22 protein-coding genes are annotated in these 15,714 nt (G+C 46.3%); 3 read left to right on the top strand and 19 right to left on the bottom strand.

Annotated elements, in window-relative coordinates; all coding sequences use genetic code 11:
• Nucleotides 1–2 precede the first annotated feature (2 nt).
• The 16 genes from nusB to AC2CGA_RS14305 form a co-directional block, all read right to left on the bottom strand.
• Nucleotides 3–395, bottom strand: a complete 393-nt coding sequence (gene nusB / locus AC2CGA_RS14380; protein ID WP_003153163.1) for a transcription antitermination factor NusB — start codon at nt 393–395, stop codon at nt 3–5.
• Between the two features lie 264 nt (nt 396–659).
• Nucleotides 660–1,067, bottom strand: a complete 408-nt coding sequence (locus tag AC2CGA_RS14375; RefSeq protein WP_003153156.1) for an Asp23/Gls24 family envelope stress response protein — start codon at nt 1,065–1,067, stop codon at nt 660–662.
• A gap of 21 nt (nt 1,068–1,088) precedes the next feature.
• The gene (gene accC, locus AC2CGA_RS14370; protein WP_003153154.1) at nt 1,089–2,441 is read right to left on the bottom strand and encodes an acetyl-CoA carboxylase biotin carboxylase subunit; all 1,353 of its coding nucleotides are present in this window, start codon (nt 2,439–2,441) and stop codon (nt 1,089–1,091) included.
• 14 nt (nt 2,442–2,455) lie between these two features.
• The gene (accB, locus tag AC2CGA_RS14365) at nt 2,456–2,935 is read right to left on the bottom strand and encodes an acetyl-CoA carboxylase biotin carboxyl carrier protein (RefSeq protein ID WP_003153152.1); all 480 of its coding nucleotides are present in this window, start codon (nt 2,933–2,935) and stop codon (nt 2,456–2,458) included.
• Nucleotides 2,936–3,088: 153 nt separating this feature from the next.
• A complete protein-coding gene (locus tag AC2CGA_RS14360) occupies nt 3,089–3,739 on the bottom strand; it encodes a SpoIIIAH-like family protein (protein WP_003153150.1) in 651 nt (216 codons plus the stop codon).
• Nucleotides 3,740–3,742: 3 nt separating this feature from the next.
• Complete coding sequence (gene spoIIIAG / locus AC2CGA_RS14355) at nt 3,743–4,435, bottom strand: stage III sporulation protein AG (RefSeq protein ID WP_003153148.1); 693 nt, start codon at nt 4,433–4,435, stop codon at nt 3,743–3,745.
• On the bottom strand, nt 4,428–5,048 hold the full coding sequence (gene spoIIIAF / locus AC2CGA_RS14350; protein ID WP_015388014.1) for a stage III sporulation protein AF: 621 nt from the start codon (nt 5,046–5,048) through the stop codon (nt 4,428–4,430). The genes spoIIIAG and spoIIIAF overlap by 8 nt, the downstream gene beginning before the upstream one ends.
• A gap of 16 nt (nt 5,049–5,064) precedes the next feature.
• Nucleotides 5,065–6,273, bottom strand: a complete 1,209-nt coding sequence (spoIIIAE, locus tag AC2CGA_RS14345) for a stage III sporulation protein AE (RefSeq protein ID WP_003153145.1) — start codon at nt 6,271–6,273, stop codon at nt 5,065–5,067.
• Between the two features lie 32 nt (nt 6,274–6,305).
• Nucleotides 6,306–6,695 carry a stage III sporulation protein AD gene (gene spoIIIAD / locus AC2CGA_RS14340; RefSeq protein WP_071392571.1) on the bottom strand — a complete coding sequence of 130 codons (390 nt, stop codon included), beginning with the start codon at nt 6,693–6,695 and terminating at the stop codon, nt 6,306–6,308.
• A 12-nt stretch (nt 6,696–6,707) separates the two neighbouring features.
• Complete coding sequence (spoIIIAC, locus tag AC2CGA_RS14335; protein ID WP_003153142.1) at nt 6,708–6,914, bottom strand: stage III sporulation protein AC; 207 nt, start codon at nt 6,912–6,914, stop codon at nt 6,708–6,710.
• 22 nt (nt 6,915–6,936) lie between these two features.
• Nucleotides 6,937–7,452, bottom strand: coding sequence for a stage III sporulation protein SpoIIIAB (gene spoIIIAB / locus AC2CGA_RS14330; protein WP_003153126.1), 516 nt, complete (start codon nt 7,450–7,452; stop codon nt 6,937–6,939).
• Entirely contained in the window at nt 7,446–8,369 is a 924-nt protein-coding gene (spoIIIAA, locus tag AC2CGA_RS14325; protein ID WP_044053459.1) for a stage III sporulation protein AA, read from the bottom strand. Before spoIIIAA ends, spoIIIAB begins: the two co-directional genes overlap by 7 nt.
• Nucleotides 8,370–8,445: 76 nt before the next feature.
• A complete protein-coding gene (locus tag AC2CGA_RS14320) occupies nt 8,446–8,727 on the bottom strand; it encodes a YqhV family protein (RefSeq protein ID WP_003153124.1) in 282 nt (93 codons plus the stop codon).
• A gap of 147 nt (nt 8,728–8,874) precedes the next feature.
• Entirely contained in the window at nt 8,875–9,432 is a 558-nt protein-coding gene (gene efp, locus AC2CGA_RS14315; protein WP_003153123.1) for an elongation factor P, read from the bottom strand.
• A gap of 24 nt (nt 9,433–9,456) precedes the next feature.
• Complete coding sequence (locus tag AC2CGA_RS14310; RefSeq protein ID WP_139885315.1) at nt 9,457–10,518, bottom strand: M24 family metallopeptidase; 1,062 nt, start codon at nt 10,516–10,518, stop codon at nt 9,457–9,459.
• A gap of 131 nt (nt 10,519–10,649) precedes the next feature.
• Nucleotides 10,650–11,180 (bottom strand): YqhR family membrane protein, encoded by a 531-nt coding sequence (locus tag AC2CGA_RS14305; protein WP_044053460.1) that lies wholly within the window; start codon nt 11,178–11,180, stop codon nt 10,650–10,652.
• 221 nt (nt 11,181–11,401) lie between these two features.
• Between AC2CGA_RS14305 and AC2CGA_RS14300 the strand changes: the two genes are divergently transcribed.
• The gene (locus AC2CGA_RS14300) at nt 11,402–12,358 is read left to right on the top strand and encodes a DUF1385 domain-containing protein (protein WP_003153120.1); all 957 of its coding nucleotides are present in this window, start codon (nt 11,402–11,404) and stop codon (nt 12,356–12,358) included.
• A gap of 34 nt (nt 12,359–12,392) precedes the next feature.
• The gene (locus AC2CGA_RS14295; protein ID WP_003153119.1) at nt 12,393–12,788 is read left to right on the top strand and encodes an SA1362 family protein; all 396 of its coding nucleotides are present in this window, start codon (nt 12,393–12,395) and stop codon (nt 12,786–12,788) included.
• Here the strand turns inward: AC2CGA_RS14295 and AC2CGA_RS14290 are convergent.
• The 3 genes from AC2CGA_RS14290 to AC2CGA_RS14280 all read right to left on the bottom strand — a co-directional run bounded on the left by AC2CGA_RS14290 (nt 12,785) and on the right by AC2CGA_RS14280 (nt 15,139).
• The gene (locus AC2CGA_RS14290) at nt 12,785–13,660 is read right to left on the bottom strand and encodes a patatin-like phospholipase family protein (RefSeq protein WP_003153118.1); all 876 of its coding nucleotides are present in this window, start codon (nt 13,658–13,660) and stop codon (nt 12,785–12,787) included. The two genes, AC2CGA_RS14295 and AC2CGA_RS14290, sit on opposite strands and share 4 nt — an antisense overlap.
• Nucleotides 13,661–13,774: 114 nt before the next feature.
• The gene (gene mntR / locus AC2CGA_RS14285) at nt 13,775–14,203 is read right to left on the bottom strand and encodes a transcriptional regulator MntR (protein WP_007408338.1); all 429 of its coding nucleotides are present in this window, start codon (nt 14,201–14,203) and stop codon (nt 13,775–13,777) included.
• A gap of 99 nt (nt 14,204–14,302) precedes the next feature.
• The gene (locus tag AC2CGA_RS14280; protein WP_003153114.1) at nt 14,303–15,139 is read right to left on the bottom strand and encodes a lipoate--protein ligase family protein; all 837 of its coding nucleotides are present in this window, start codon (nt 15,137–15,139) and stop codon (nt 14,303–14,305) included.
• A gap of 193 nt (nt 15,140–15,332) precedes the next feature.
• Between AC2CGA_RS14280 and AC2CGA_RS14275 the strand changes: the two genes are divergently transcribed.
• Entirely contained in the window at nt 15,333–15,713 is a 381-nt protein-coding gene (locus AC2CGA_RS14275) for a rhodanese-like domain-containing protein (protein ID WP_007408335.1), read from the top strand.
• Nucleotide 15,714 lies beyond the last annotated feature (1 nt).

The raw sequence follows: 15,714 nt of genomic DNA, 5'->3' as shown, positions 1-15,714 counted from the left end.
TCCTATGATTCGATATCAGTTTTAATGTTAGAAAGAACCCCGTTTACGAATTTTGCAGCTTTATCGTCGCCGAACCGTTTTGCCAGCTCGATTGCTTCGTTTAATGACACGTTAGCAGGAATGTCGTCAGTATAAACCATTTCATACACCGCCAGACGCAGGATCGCGCGGTCTACGTTTGCAATCCGGTCAAGCTTCCAATTGACGAGATGGCCGGAAATCATTTCATCAAGCTGAACCTGATGTTCGATCACTCCGTACACCAGCTGTTCAAAGAAGGCATCTGTTTTTTCACCATCAAGCGCGTGCTCAATGGCCTCGTTCGGTGCAATATCGCTGACATCAATCTGAAAAAGTGCCTGCAAAGCTTTTTCTCTAGCTGTTCTTCTTTTCATTTTCTTTCTCCTTCAGATCCGCTTTATCCGCTTGTCGTTAAGCTTAAAGAGATCATAACATATTTTTTTCTCAATCGCATGTCGAAATTTAGGTTTTTTCACCCTAATGCCGAATATTTTCACAAACCGTATTAATTTCATTCGGATTTCACAGCATGAAGAAACTCGGCTGCCGTTTGTAAGCCGGCTTTCTTCATGCCTGAAATGACGGGAAACGTATAAAAAACCAAAGGGCTGCCCATCCCCTTGGTTTTTATACGCTCATTACATTTCTTCGTCGATTTCGACTTCTTGGGCTTTCGTGTCAAATTGAATGCCGACGATATGAATATTGATTTCATTAATGGTCAGAGACGTCATGTTTAATAAGGTTTGGCGGATATTCTCCTGAACGCTTGCCGCCACTTTCGGGATCGAGATCCCGAATTGAACGACGCAATAGACGTCGATGGTAATCCCGTCATCGGCTAAATCGACCTTTACGCCTTTACCGTGATTGATTTTGCCGAAGCGTTCTACGACGCCGGTGGCGAAATTGCCGCGCATTTCAGCAACTCCTTCAACTTCGGAAGCGGCGATGCCGGCAATGACTTCAATGACCTCAGGAGCAATTTCAACCTTGCCTAAATGAGCCTCGTCATGATCCATTTTAAGCACACTGTTGTCTTCCATTCAATTCACCTCCCGCAAAAATTATGAGCCCATTACATCATATGTTTCTAAAAACTTTGTATTAAACTCTCCGCTGACAAATGTTTCGTGTTCAAGCAGTTTCAGATGGAACGGAATCGTCGTTTCAATACCTTCAATCACGAATTCGCTCAGCGCGCGTTTCATCCGTGCGACTGCCTCATCACGCGTTGTTCCGTATGTGATGACTTTAGCAATCATACTGTCATAGTACGGCGGGATCGAATAGCCGGGATATGCGGCTGAATCCACGCGTACGCCGAGTCCGCCCGGCGGCAGGTACATGTTAATTTTACCGGGTGAAGGCATGAAGTTTTTCGCAGGATTTTCAGCATTGATGCGGCATTCAATCGCCCAGCCGTTAAATTCAACGTCTTCCTGTCTGAGCGAAAGCTCCTGTCCGGATGCCACTTTGATCTGTTCTTTGATCAGATCCGTTCCCGTCACCATTTCTGTGACAGGGTGCTCTACTTGAATACGCGTGTTCATTTCCATGAAGTAGTAGCGCTGTTCTCTGTAGTCATAAATGAATTCTACTGTGCCGGCTCCCGTGTAACCGACGGCCTTCGCTGCTTTTACCGCAGCTTCGCCCATCTGCTCCCTGATTTCAGAATCAAGCGCAGGTGACGGTGACTCTTCAAGAAGTTTTTGCAGACGTCTTTGGATAGAACAGTCACGCTCTCCGAGATGGATCGTGTTTCCGTAATTATCCGCAAGCACCTGAATTTCAACATGGCGGAAATCTTCTATGTACTTCTCGATGTACACACCCGGATTTCCGAATGCCGTAGCGGCTTCCTGCTGGGTAATCTCAATGCCTTTGATCAGTTCTTCTTCTGTGCGTGCGACCCGGATGCCTTTTCCGCCTCCGCCCGCAGTGGCTTTTATAATCACAGGATACCCAATTTCACCTGCAAGCGAAACCGCTTCTTCGGTATTTTTTATGATTCCTTTTGAACCGGGCACAATCGGCACGCCCGCCAGCTGCATCGTGTCGCGCGCGATATCTTTTGTTCCCATTTTTGAAATGGCGTCAGCCGTAGGGCCGACAAACGTTATGTTCAATTCCTCGCACAGCTCGGCAAAGTCGGCGTTTTCAGCTAAAAACCCGTATCCCGGATGAATCGCATCCGTGCCGGTCAGCTTTGCGACGCTGACGATGTTCGTTACATTTAAATAGCTTTCTTTTGATGTTTTCGGCCCGATACAAAAAGCCTCATCGGCCATTTGGACATGCAGGGCGTCTTTATCTGCCTCAGAATAAACGGCTACAGTTTCAATGCCCAGCTCTTTGCAGGCCCGGATGATTCTGACGGCGATTTCTCCTCGGTTGGCGATCAATAGCTTTTTAATCATAATAGCAGGTCTCCTTACTCAGCTTTTACAAGAAATAGAGGTTGTCCGTATTCGACCAGCTGGCCGTTTTCAACTAACACTTCAACGATTTCTCCTTTTACTTCGGCTTCAATCTCGTTAAAGAGTTTCATTGCTTCTACGATACAAACAACTGTATTTTCGCTCACTTTTGAACCTTGGTTTACGTAAGGGCCGGCTTCCGGCGATGAAGAAGCATAAAACGTTCCGACCATCGGAGACGTAATTTTGTGCAGGTTTTCGTCTTGTTTCGGCGCTTCCTGAACAGGAGCGGCTTCATGCGCTTCCGGTTTTGCAGCCTGCGGAGCAGGTGCGTAAGCGGCGGGAACGGCTTGAGCTTGTCCCGTTACATTCACTGCCGGCGCTTCATTTTTTTTCAGTTTGAGGCTTACGCCTTCGATTTCGTAAACGAATTCGTCGATGGAAGATTCATCGATTCTTTTTATCAGTTCATGAATTTCGTTGATTTTTAACATCAGTTTCCACTCCTATGTATAAAAAATAGAAATTTATGGGTTGCTACTAAAAGTACATACTATGTTTATCTTACAGGAGCGCTTGTGTAAATTCAACACTGATCTAAAATGACATCAGAAAAGCCCGCAGCGGGTGCGGGCTGTGGAGATCTCTTATTTTGTCGGTTCAAACGTGACGGCGACGTCTTTCATCGTCTTGATTTCTTTTTCCACCAGGTCAATGATAGCGGAAGCTTTTGCGTTTGAATGTTTGTCAGACATGACCGTAATGTTGATTTTGTCTCCTTCAGCATCCACGAGCGCATCTTTGTAGCCTTGTGTTTTAATCAGCGTTTCCAGCTGTTTTTCCGTCCCTTCAGCATTGCTCAGCGCCGTCATTTTATCGTAGGCTTCGCTTTTTTCCTTTGCGGTCGCATCATCGCTTGAAACAATGCTGTTTAACTGTTCCCTTTCTTTGCTTCTTGCGTCTTCAAGTTCCATGCGGTATGCGGTAAATAAGTTTTCATCAGCTGTTTCTGTAGCGACCGATCCGTCTTTGTCCGATGCTTCGGCTGATGTTTCTTTATCCTCTTTTGTGCCTTTAGAATCTTTCGTTCCTTTTGTTCCGTCTTCTTTATCCGTGCCGCTTCCGTTCTTATCTTTCGTTTCAGGAGCCGGCGTTTTTTCAGTTGCCACTTCTCCGCTGCTTTTTTCGCTTTTCATCTGCACGGCATTTTTGCTTTCCGGCGACATAATATAATAAACACTTAATACCACGACGAGACTGAGCATTGTTAAAAGCCAAACCGTTTGTTTTTTCAGCATGATTTATGAATCCTCCTTGATTTTTTTAGGGGCAACCGCTACACGGTAGCTCGGAACATCAAGCACCCTTGTGACGGCATCAATGATGGTTTTTTTTATTTGAACGTTGTCCACTCCCTGAGCGACAACGAGTACACCGCGGATATCGGGCTTTTTCGTCTGGACGACGACCGGGGTTTCCTGATCCCCGTTTCGAATCATGACAATTTGTTCTTCAGAGGTTTGATCGGTTACGCTTCTTTTGCCGCCTTCTTTATCGGTTTCTTCGGTGGTGGTGTCTTTTTTCGTTTTATTTTTCTCAAACACTTTCAAAGATGTTGCGTCTACGTTCACGACAATTGATACATCCTCCACGCCGATAATCGTTTCAAGGATTTCTTTCAGCTGGTTTTCATAGTCTCTTTCATAATCATCGATCGTGTTTTTGGCGCTGCTGTCTTTCGATGCCTTAAAAACGGGTGCGCTTTTTTGCCCGCTTTTGTCTTCCGTTCGGCCGGACATGACGGTCTGCGCCGCTTGGTCCTTCCCGGTTTTCTCCGGTGAAGAGAACAGCTGGCTCACCAGCATAAAAGAAACTCCGAGCACAAACACGAACAGAAAGTAATGATATTTTGTCAGTTTTGGTTTTTCTCCGTCTTTCGCCTGTCCGATCATCAGCTGTTTTTTGAGTATGGTCCATAGTCCGTTTTTATTCATGGCCGTTTTTCTCCCCGCCTTCCATATAAACCGTAATTTTCTCACTGCCGATTTCCCATATATCCGCAAGTTTTTCTTTGATGTCTGCGGCCTCTTTTTTTTCGGCTGCGCCTTCCGGTTCGTATTTGCGGTCTGTGCGGATGTCGATCGGTGCGACGGTTTGCACGGTTTTTTCAGAAGATGGGGCCATATACACGCTGATCGTTTTTACATCTTCTTCTGAACGAACCTGTTCTTCCGCTGTAAGGCGGATGTCGTCTATTTTGTATTCGTCATGACTGAACATCTCCTCCGCTTTCTTTTTTAGTTGGACAGCCATTTCTTCTAAAACATATGCGCGGTTTGATGCTTGTATTTCTTTTTTTTCTGATTTGATTTGATTTTTTATATCAGCGGATTGAGATTGCTCTTGTTTTGTCAAATAATCGAAGATGATTTCCGGGTCTGTTTTGAAAAGTTTGAAGATCGGGTTGAGCATGACAATGATTAACAGCAGGCTGACAACCATCTTGGCGTATTTTTGCATACTGGAGCTGGGCAGCAGCATGTCGATGACGATGGCGAATAAGATAAACAAAATAATGCTTGTCAGCCATTCTGTTAAAAAGCTCATATCCAATGGGCCTCCTTTATTTCATCATCATGGTGAGGTTGCCTGCTGTAATAATGACTGTAATACTGAGGAAAAACATGAGAGAGACGATGGCGAGCGCCGCGAAAATATACAGCACGCTTCGGCTGATGACGCCGAGGCACGTAATGACGGGCCCGCCTCCGAGCGGCTGCAGAATAGCGGCCGCGAGCTTATAAATAAAAGCGAGCGAGAGCACTTTGATCGCCGGAAACGCGGAGATGCAGATCAAAATTCCGACTCCTAGGATTCCCACGGTGTTTTTTAATAGGAGCGATGCGCTGATGACCGTATCCGTCGCATCCGTAAACATCCGGCCGAGCACGGGAATAAAATTGCCTGTGATAAATTTTGCAGTCCTGAGCGTAATCCCGTCCGTCACGGCAGCCGAAGCCCCCTGTACGGAGATGACGCCGAGAAACACGGTGAGAAATACGGCAAGCGCGCCGATCGCGATATTTCTGAGCAGATTGGCAAGCTGCGTGACTTTATATTGATCCGTCATCGTGCTGACGATGCTTAAAATCGCTGACAGGAAAATAAGCGGCATGACAATGTTTTGAATGAGAAGGCCGCTCGTATTCATCAGAAATAAAATAACGGGGTGAAAAAAAGCTGCGGAGACGGCTCCCCCGGAAGACGCCAAAAGCGCGAGTAAAAGCGGGATGAGCGCGAGAATGAAACTTGTCATCGTCTGGATCGCTTCACTGGCATAATTGACGGCAACATGAAAGCTGTTTAAAGCGAGAATAATCAGCACCATGTAGACGATTGCATAAGCCACTTTGCTGACAGTGCTCTGCTGAAACGCATTTTGCAAAAGCTGCAGAATGACACAAAAAATGGTGAGAAGAATCAAAGTTCCCAGAAGCTTTCCGTTTGCGAGCACTTCATGAAACAAGTATGAAAATAAAGCCTTCAGCCATGCCTCCGGCGAGAACGTTTTTTCACCGTTAATAAAGTCGATGATGCTTCCCTTTTGGCTTTCAGGCAGAAGACCGCCGTATTCTGTCATGATGTCGTCCCAAAACTTTCCGATGCCTTCTGTTTTCAGCGCTTCGGCCTGCTTTTTCGCCACTTCATCAGCGGATTCTTGGTGAACTGCGGTTTCCTGCGACGCACCGTCTGTTCCGGCAGCTTGTACACATTCAGTCTGAAAAAATAAGAGGATGAACAAAAAAGCCCCCGCCCACCGAAAGCGCTTCATTTTTTGTGCCCCCCTTTCTATTTTATTGATGATCAAGAAGGAATAAGTCCGAGAATCGTTTCAATAATGACGGTGAGTATCGGTACGGCCATTACCAGTATCAAAATTTTTCCGGCCAGCTCTATTTTCGAAGCAATCGCTCCCTGGCCCGCATCCTTTGTCAGCTGCGCACCGAATTCAGCGATGTAGGCGATGCCGATAATTTTTAAAATGGTTTCCACATAGACCATATTGACATTTGCATTGACGGCTATTTTTTCTATCATTCTGATAATGTCGTAAATCTGATCGATGAGATAGAGAAAGATCACGCAGCCGCTGAAGACGACAATCATAAACGCGAAAGTCGGTTTCTGTTCTTTTACGATCAGGGAGAGAAATGTGGCGATCAGGCCTAAACCTACAATTTGAACAATCTCAATCTGTAAGCCCCCCTATCCTTGGAATAGAAACACAGCTTTGATCTTTTTGAACAGGTCATCGACAATCGTCGCCACCATAAATAAAATATAGATAAAGCCAAGCAGCGTCACCCATTGGGCGTATTCTTTTTTTCCCATTTGGTCAAGTATGGTGTGCAGAAACGCAACCACGATACCGACTCCGGCGATTTGAAAAATGACATTTACGTCGACTCCCATTTTATGTTTGCTCCCCTCATGTTTACATCAATAGAAGAATGAGTAACAGTCCGGCTAAAAATCCTAAGCTTTTCACCATTTTTTCATTTTTCGCCTGCGCCCGTCCGGCATCCGCTTCCGCCGCTTCCAAATGTGTAAGCGCAAGCTTGATATGTTTCTGCTGAGAAACACGGTCATGGAGCCCGAGCGTCTCTCCGAATTGCTTCAGCACATCGTATTCGCTTTTTTTCATCGCCATGGAGGGCCAGTTATGTTTCAAGCTCTGTTCCCAGGCCGTTTTGGCGGAATCGCTTCCCTGCTCAAGCCTCCTGCTGAAAGCTTGAAACAATGACGATACAGGCTTGGAAAGCTGTGCGGCGATTTGTCCCGAAGCTATGTGCAGCGGCGTATGCCCGAACATGATTTCCGCTTCAAGCGATTGGAGCGCCGCGCGCAGCTGACGGATCTGTCTCGGCCTTTCAATATACATTTTGGCGATCTCAAATCCCGTCCATGTCGTCGCCGTCAGAATGAACACGGCACCCAAAAGCTTCAGCATGTCATCACGCTTTCAGCATGCGGAACAGGTTCCCCGTCCTTTCCGTACATCCTGCTGATCGTTCCCGGACCGCGGCGTCTTGACAGTTCAACATACCGGTCAAACACGTTTTCCTCCCAAAGCATTTTCAGCGACGGCCTCTTGACCAAATCTTTCATATTCCATCCGTGCGCAGAGACGATAACGGATACGCCCGCATGGAGCGCCTCCAGCAGCGCTTGTGAGTCTTCCATTCTCCCGATTTCATCCACAATTATGACATCAGGACTCATAGAACGGATCATCATCATCAGCCCTTCCGCCTTCGGACAGGCATCAAGGACATCGACTCTGCGGCCGAAACTGTGCTGGGGAATGCCCCGCAGGCAGCCGGCAATTTCCGACCGTTCATCTACGATACCTGTCTTTTTTGCCGGAATGCGTTTTGATCCGGTGCTGGAAAGCCGGGCCAAATCACGAAGCAAGGTCGTTTTCCCCGTTTGCGGAGGACCGATGATCAGCGTGTTCAGCCAGTTTTCTTTCCATAAGAAAGGAATGAGCGGTTCTGCGATCCCCAGCTTCTCCCGGGCGATTCGGATATTAAAAGAAGTAATATCCCGGAGTCCTTTGACGGCTCCGTTTTCGACGATGACTCTTCCGGCCAGCCCCACACGGTGGCCTCCTCTGATTGTGATGTATCCTTTTTTCAGCTCTTCTTCCAGCGTGTACATACTGTAGTTGCTGAGCCGGCTGAGGATCAGCTGTGCGTCGCCGGCCGTACACACATATGACAAATACAAAGGTTGTCCTTTTTGGATCAGTTCAACCGGCCTGTCGACACGGATTCTGATTTCTTCTGTATCCCGCCTCGCTTCTTCGGGCACGGCGGAGATGGCATCTCTCAATAATTCAGGGAGAACCTCTGTAATTTCATTCAATAGAGTCCCCTCCTTTTTACCGATTGGCTTCTTTAAAATGTATGATCCGGGACAGACTTTATGACACCCCGGCCCTCTATTTATGCACACCGGCCAAAATCAGCACCACCCCCGCAAAAATCAATATTAATTTTGCATATGAGAGCTGTCCGGCAATCTGATAAATGCCGATCGTCATTGTGATGATAAAGATCAGAGGGCCGACGATTGCCAAAATACTATTCACCACAACCGCTTTTCTGATGTCGTTTGTCAAAAGCATGATAATAGCGGCCGATAATTCAATGAGCGAGGACAAAACTCGTAAACCGGCCATCGTTAAAACAGTAGAATTGATTGAACCGAACAAAAATTTCATTGCAATCCCCCAACTTCAAGCATTTTGTTACACTATATGCTCTAGCTGACGGAAGTAGTCTCACTATTTTCATATAGAAGAAAGATTCTGAGGCAGAACGCAAAAAAAGCCTGCCCCGTAAAAGGAGCAGACTCCGAATTTCTTTAACTACGCTCTTGACACGTAAGAACCGTCTGATGTATTTACAACCAGCGTATCGCCTTCGTTCACGAAGAACGGTACGTTTACGACAAGGCCTGTTTCCGTTTTGGCAGGTTTCGTACCGCCTGACGCCGTGTCGCCTTTAATTCCCGGCTCTGTTTCAACAACTTTCAGTTCAACTGTGTTCGGCAGTTCAATACCGAGCGTTTCAGACTGATACATCATGATATGCACAGACATATTTTCCAGAAGGTATTTCAATTCTTCTTCGATTTGGTTTTCGTTCAATTCAAGCTGTTCATATGAGCTTGTATCCATGAACACGTGCTGATCGCCGTTGGCATAAAGATACTGCATCGTTTTTGTTTCGATTTGAGCTTTCGCGACTTTTTCACCTGCACGGAATGTTTTCTCCTGAATAGCGCCCGTGCGCAGGTTACGCAATTTAGAACGGACAAATGCCGCTCCTTTTCCCGGTTTTACGTGCTGAAAGTCAACGACGCGCCAAATGCCGCCGTCTACTTCAATCGTTAGTCCTGTACGAAAATCGTTAACTGAAATCATGTTTGATGTCCTCCTATATTCCGATCACAAAATAATTAATTCTTTAGGGGAATGCGTAATTGTCCGGTTGCCGTCCTCAGTGATGATGATATCATCTTCGATTCTTGCGCCCCCGACTTCCGGTATGTATATGCCCGGCTCAACCGTTACCGCCATGCCCGGCTCAAGAACGGCCGATGACCTGAAAGACAGCCCCGGTGATTCATGGACTTCCATTCCGAACCCGTGTCCTGTCGAATGGCCGAAATACTGTCCGTAGCCTTTTGCGGTGATATGATCCCTCGTCAGGGCATCCGCTTCTTTTCCCGTCATGCCGGGTTTAATATGCAGGACACCAAGCGCTTGGGCATCGTATACGACCTGATAAATCTCTTTCAGTTTATCACATGGCTCTCCGACCGCGACGGTGCGTGTGATATCAGAACAATAGCCTTTATAATAAGCGCCGAAATCGAGCGTGACCAAGTCTCCCTTTTCAATCAATTTGCCGCTTGCCACTCCGTGGGGAAGGCTGGATCTGACTCCCGAGGCGACGATCATATCAAAGGAAGAGCCGTCTGCTCCTTGACGTCTCATATAAAATTCAAGCTCGTTTGCAACTGAAATCTCTGAGATGCCCGGTTTGATAAACGTCAGAATATGTTCAAACGCATCATCCGCAATCTTCGCAGCTTCCTCTAATATCTTAATCTCTTCACTTGACTTAATCAAGCGCAACTTTTCAACGGAATCCGCGACGGGAACCATCTCCGCTTCCTGCAGCACCGCTTGGTAGGATGCATATGTTCCGTACGTCATGCTGTTTTGCTCGAAGCCGAGTTTTTTAATGCCGTACTCAAGAATCGTATCCGCAGCCGTTTGGATTAAGCTTCCGCCGTGCTCGATAATGTCAAAACCCTTCACTTGCGTCTTCGCCTGCTCGGTGTAACGGAAATCCGTGATAAATGCCGCACGTTCTTTCGATATGACCGCAAGGCCTGACGAACCCGTAAATCCCGTCATATACTGCAGATTGGCGGAGCTTGTCACCAACATTCCGTCTATATCCAGCTGACCGAAAAGATTTCGCAATTTCTCAAGTTTCATTCCCTTTCTCCTCCTCGCCGATTCTTGACTGCCGCCTGACAACGCGGGAGCATCCCCGCCCGGTTTTCAGCATAAAAAATGTTCACTTCTCGTGAACATTTTACCATACCGGACAGGGATTATACACTTATTCACTTGTTGCCGAGCGCCCTTGCAAGCTTGTCTGACGTAAGTTCATTGTAGTTGAAGGAAATTGAGTAGCCGACAAACAAACCGTACAGAATGTAAAGGCAAAGCGTCGTCACGATTGTATCTGATTTCAATTCAGTGACGGATTTCACATCTTCGAAAATCGGATTGAATAAGAAAAAAACCGCACACCATAAAATGACGCCGTACACCATCCCCGGCCACATGGTTTTAAAACGCTTCAGGCAGACGAAATAAATAAACGCCCCGGCAATTGAAATGAATCCGATGACAACGATGCTGACCATCGTGCCCAGCCATTGTTTTTTCCATTCTCCGATCATAAACGGCTGAAGAATCATGTTGGGGCTGATCTCTGAAAAATGAAAGACATACCCGAGATAGCCGATCAAACTCCAAAATACACCGCCGGCAAATCCGATACCGCAAATTCTGCCGGTAAATGAAACAGGCTGCTGATCATCATCCCGCTTCTTTTTTTCTTCCTGTTCTGAATGTTTTTCGCTTGTCATCATGGCACCTCCAGTCATAGACTGCCCAAAAATTGAAAAGTCATAAAAAGCTGCGCCATATTTTCATTCAATGAGTAAAATCTAAAGAAACGGGGTATACTGCATGTAGAAAAAGCATTGATTTTCCGGCTGTCTAACTAGAGGTTTACCGCGGTTTCCTGTACAATAGAGTGAAAGGAAATGGTTAGTAAATCCTAAGAAAACAGGCAGGTTGATAAACAATGTCCAAACAAAAAACGCCCCCTGCATACGGCGGGCAGGCTGTCGTTGAAGGGGTAATGTTCGGCGGCAGAAAAAATTATGTTACCGCCATCCGCAGGAATGACGGAAGCATTGATTTTTTCAAGCTTCCGAGAGTGCCGAACGCCAAGCTTTCGGCTTTAAAAAAGATTCCTTTTTTGCGGGGAATCGTCGCCATCATTGAGGCGAGCGCCAACGGCACAAAGCATTTAAACTTTTCCAGCGAACGTTACGGGCTTGATCCTCAGGATGACGCCAAGCTGGAGCAGGAAGATAAGAAGGGTTCCGGCTTATCGATGTTTTTCAGCCTGGCGGTGATCGGCGTTTTGTCGTTTTTGTTCAGCAAATTCGTTTTTACGCTCGTCCCGGTCTTCTTAGCGGAGCTTGTAAGGCCCGTATTTTCCTCAGACGCCGCGCAGATCGGAATCGAAAGTCTGTTTAAGCTGATTCTGCTTCTCGGCTACATTTATTTTTTATCAATGACGCCGTTAATTAAAAGAGTGTTTCAATATCATGGAGCCGAACATAAGGTCATAAACTGTTATGAACAGAATTTGCCAATTACAATAGAAAATGTTCAGAAACAGTCACGGCTTCATTACCGTTGCGGTTCAAGCTTTATTTTATTTACGATCATTGTCGGCATGTTCGTCTATTTACTCGTTCCGACAGATCCGCTTTGGGTGCGGATTTTAGACAGGATTGCGCTTATACCGGTCGTTCTCGGCATCTCCTTTGAAGTGCTCCAGCTGACGAACAGAGTACGGAATATCCCCGTTTTGAAAGTGCTCGGTTATCCCGGCCTGTGGCTGCAGCTTTTAACGACAAAGGAACCGGCGGATGACCAGGTCGAGGTTGCCATAGAAAGCTTTAACGAGCTTCTCAGACTGGAAGACATTTCAGAACAGAGCGAAAAGCCGTCTCACAACGTAATCTGAACCGTTACCGTTATTATTTTGGAGGTGGGCAGTTATGAATCATCGTGTACAACCTTTTTTTGCTGTATTGATAGCGCTTGGCGCATTCGGTTTCATTTATGCGGCGGTAACCAACCCCGGGCAGATGATTTCAAGAGCAATCACCGTTATTATCGCAGGCATTATTATTTATTTTATCGTGAGGACGGTCCTGAACCGACGCACCGGCCGTGACGGAACCGCTTTCAAAAAAGCGGCCAGACAATCGCGGCTCCGAATGAAGGAGCAAAAAGCGAAGCACCGCGCCGGACACAGAGGCCGGGTCAGCCATTTGCGGAGCGTGCCGAGCAGCAGCAGACCGAAGCCGATGATTCTTAAGAAAAAAAGCCAGACCCAGCTTACCGTCATAGAAGGCAAAAAGAATAAAAAGAAAAACAGAGCGCTTTTTTAATAGCTCCATTGCTTCAAAAATTGCTCTGTTCTGCTTTTTCCTAGCTCAATGAGAGCTAGTTTTTTTTGCGGTGTGAGATGAAACTCCGTCGCCATCACATGTTCCACCGGAATAAAAATAATATTCTGTTCGTACTTTGTCGCGATATGCCTGGCATCATGAGCGTCTTTCATCGTTTCAAACAAAGCCCCGAACAGCTCAAAAGCGTTGCGGATTGATTTTTTCGGGCGCTCTTTTTCGTTGGGCGAAAGCGAAATTCCGATGACCGGCCGTTTGCGTTCTTTTGAATACAGCCAAATCGGGAAATTGCTTAACACGCCGCCGTCAACGACCGTTGAGGTGCCTTTTTCGGTCTTCAGTTTTATCGGTTCAAAAAAATAAGGAATGCTGCAGCTCATTCTGACGGCTCTGGCAACCGGGAACATCTCCGGATTTAATCCGTAGCGGGGAAGATCGTCAGGAAGCACGATCATCGTTCCGTTCGTCAGATCTGAAGCGATGAGACGGAGCGAGCCTTTTTTCAAATCGCCGAACGCGATGATGCCCTTCGCTTTTAATTTATCCGCAATCCACTTTTCCAGCATATCGCCTCTGTATAGTCCGAGGCGCCAATATATCGACACCCACTGCAGGATTTTCAGCGGGAGAAATGAGTATCTCTGATCAAGCAATTGCCTTCCGTCCACCTCATCTATGATGGAATGAACCTCTCTGCTCGTATAGCCCGCAGCGATAAATGCGGCAATAATCGCGCCGGCGCTTGTTCCGGCGAGCCTTTCAAAGCGAAAGCCCTTTTCTTCCAGCGCTTCATAAGCGCCGGCAAGCGCCACCCCTTTTATCCCCCCGCCCGAAAATACGCCGTCAATCTGCATAGCGCGCCCTCTCCCTTCCATCTCAAGGTGTATTATTATTTTAAGAAACGGCTGGGCGAAATAGACCAAAGAATGAAGACATTAAAAAAAGGGCGCCCCATTTCGGGCTGCCCTTTATTCACCGGGATTTTCGGTTTTTTTCTGTACGGATTTCAATTCTTTTTTCCGGCTTTCGTCATCTTCAAAATACTGAACGAGGTCGCCGATGCGGTCAATGCTGTTCCAGCTCAGATGATGTTCGATTCCTTCAACATCATTGTAAATCTTCTCTTCATCAACACCAATGATTCTTAAAAACTGCTCAAGCAATTCGTGTCTGTATACGAGCCGTTTGCCGATCTTTTTGCCTTTTGACGTCAATACGAGCCCGCGATATTTTTCATAAATCAAATACTCGTCTTTATCTAGTTTTTGAACCATTTTCGTTACAGAGGAGGGGTGGACTGCCAAAGCTTCCGCGATATCAGAAACCCGTGCATATCCTTTTTCTTCTATCAGCATATAAATCTGTTCAATATAATCTTCCATACTTGGTGTTGTCATAAGTAACCCTCCCAAAAAGCACCTTAACTTTATAAACCATTACAAGTTTACACTAACGGTCATGAAAAAACAAGGATGCTTCCGGTCTGTCAAGCCTTATCAGCGCTTATAATTCCATTCATCAGACGCGTATTTCGTCTCAGCCAGCTCATTGACAAATGCAAGCTCTTCAGACGTGAGTGTATAAGGCTCAAGATGAATGTTCAGCCCTTCCTCAAAACCAGCTTTAAAAGCGATTCTGGCCTCATCCATCGTTACCCGTTTCGGCGCTAAGGCGTTGATGGCTACCGCTTTGTTTTTGAAATTCCGCTGCATGCGCTCACGGACTCTGTCGCTCGGATATAAAAACAGATCAAACAGCTTATCCTCATCAATGTCAAGCAGGATGGAACCGTGCTGAAGAATGACGCCTTTTTGGCGTGTCTGCGCGCTTCCGGCAACTTTCCGTCCTTCGACGACCAGCTCATACCACGAAGGGGCATCAAAGCAGACGGACGAGCGCGGATTTTTCAAGCTTTCTTTTTCTTTCTCCGTTCGCGGAATCGCAAAGCAGGCATCAAGTCCAAGGTTTCTGAATCCCTGCAGAATACCTTCTGAAATCACCCGGTACGCCTCTGTCACCGTGGCCGGCATTTCCGGGTGATCCTCTGAAACGATTACGCTGTATGTCAATTCTTTATCATGCAGAACACCCCGTCCGCCTGTCGGTCTTCTGACAAACCCGAGGCCGTGTTTATGTACTGCGTCAAAGTTAATTTCCTTCTTAATATTTTGAAAATACCCGACAGACAAAGTTGCCGGATTCCAGCCGTAAAAACGGATCACCGGAGGAATTTTTTTTTGGCTGTGCCAATATAAAAGCGCTTCATCCAGCGCCATGTTAAATGCCGGGCTTTCATTCCCTGAGTCAATAAACCGCCATGTTTCTTTTTCCATACACTGAACCCTTCTTTATCGTTTTAATAAAATCAGTTTAACAAACTGCCTTGAAAATGAAAAATATTTCGTTTCATTAAGGATGACAATCGCTTCATGCTTTACTATAATAGTATTTGTCCCAAAACGTCCGGTAAGCCTTGTTTTCAGGAAGCAGGGTTTTGATTTTATAAGCTAAAGGAGTAGAATTGCATTGTCTAATATGATTGCTTTAATTATTGTTGCGGCGTTTATCGTTTATATGATCGTTTCGTATTTTTACCAGCAGCGTTTAATGAAAACACTTACGGAAGAGGAATTCCGCGCGGGCTACAGAAAAGCGCAGCTGATTGACGTCCGTGAACCGAATGAATTTGAAGGCGGTCATATTCTCGGCGCGCGCAACATTCCGCTGTCACAGCTGAAACAGCGCAAAAGTGAAATCCGTCCTGATAAACCCGTTTATCTGTACTGCCAAAACAATGTCCGCAGCGGACGCGCGGCACAGACGCTCCGCAAACACGGCTGCAAAGATATTTACAACCTGAAAGGCGGATTTAAAAAATGGGGCGGAAAAATTAAAGCAAAAAACTAAT

This window comes from Bacillus sp. SYZHCR11 (assembly GCF_057196865.1).
This window is presented reverse-complemented; position numbering and strand designations above follow the sequence as displayed.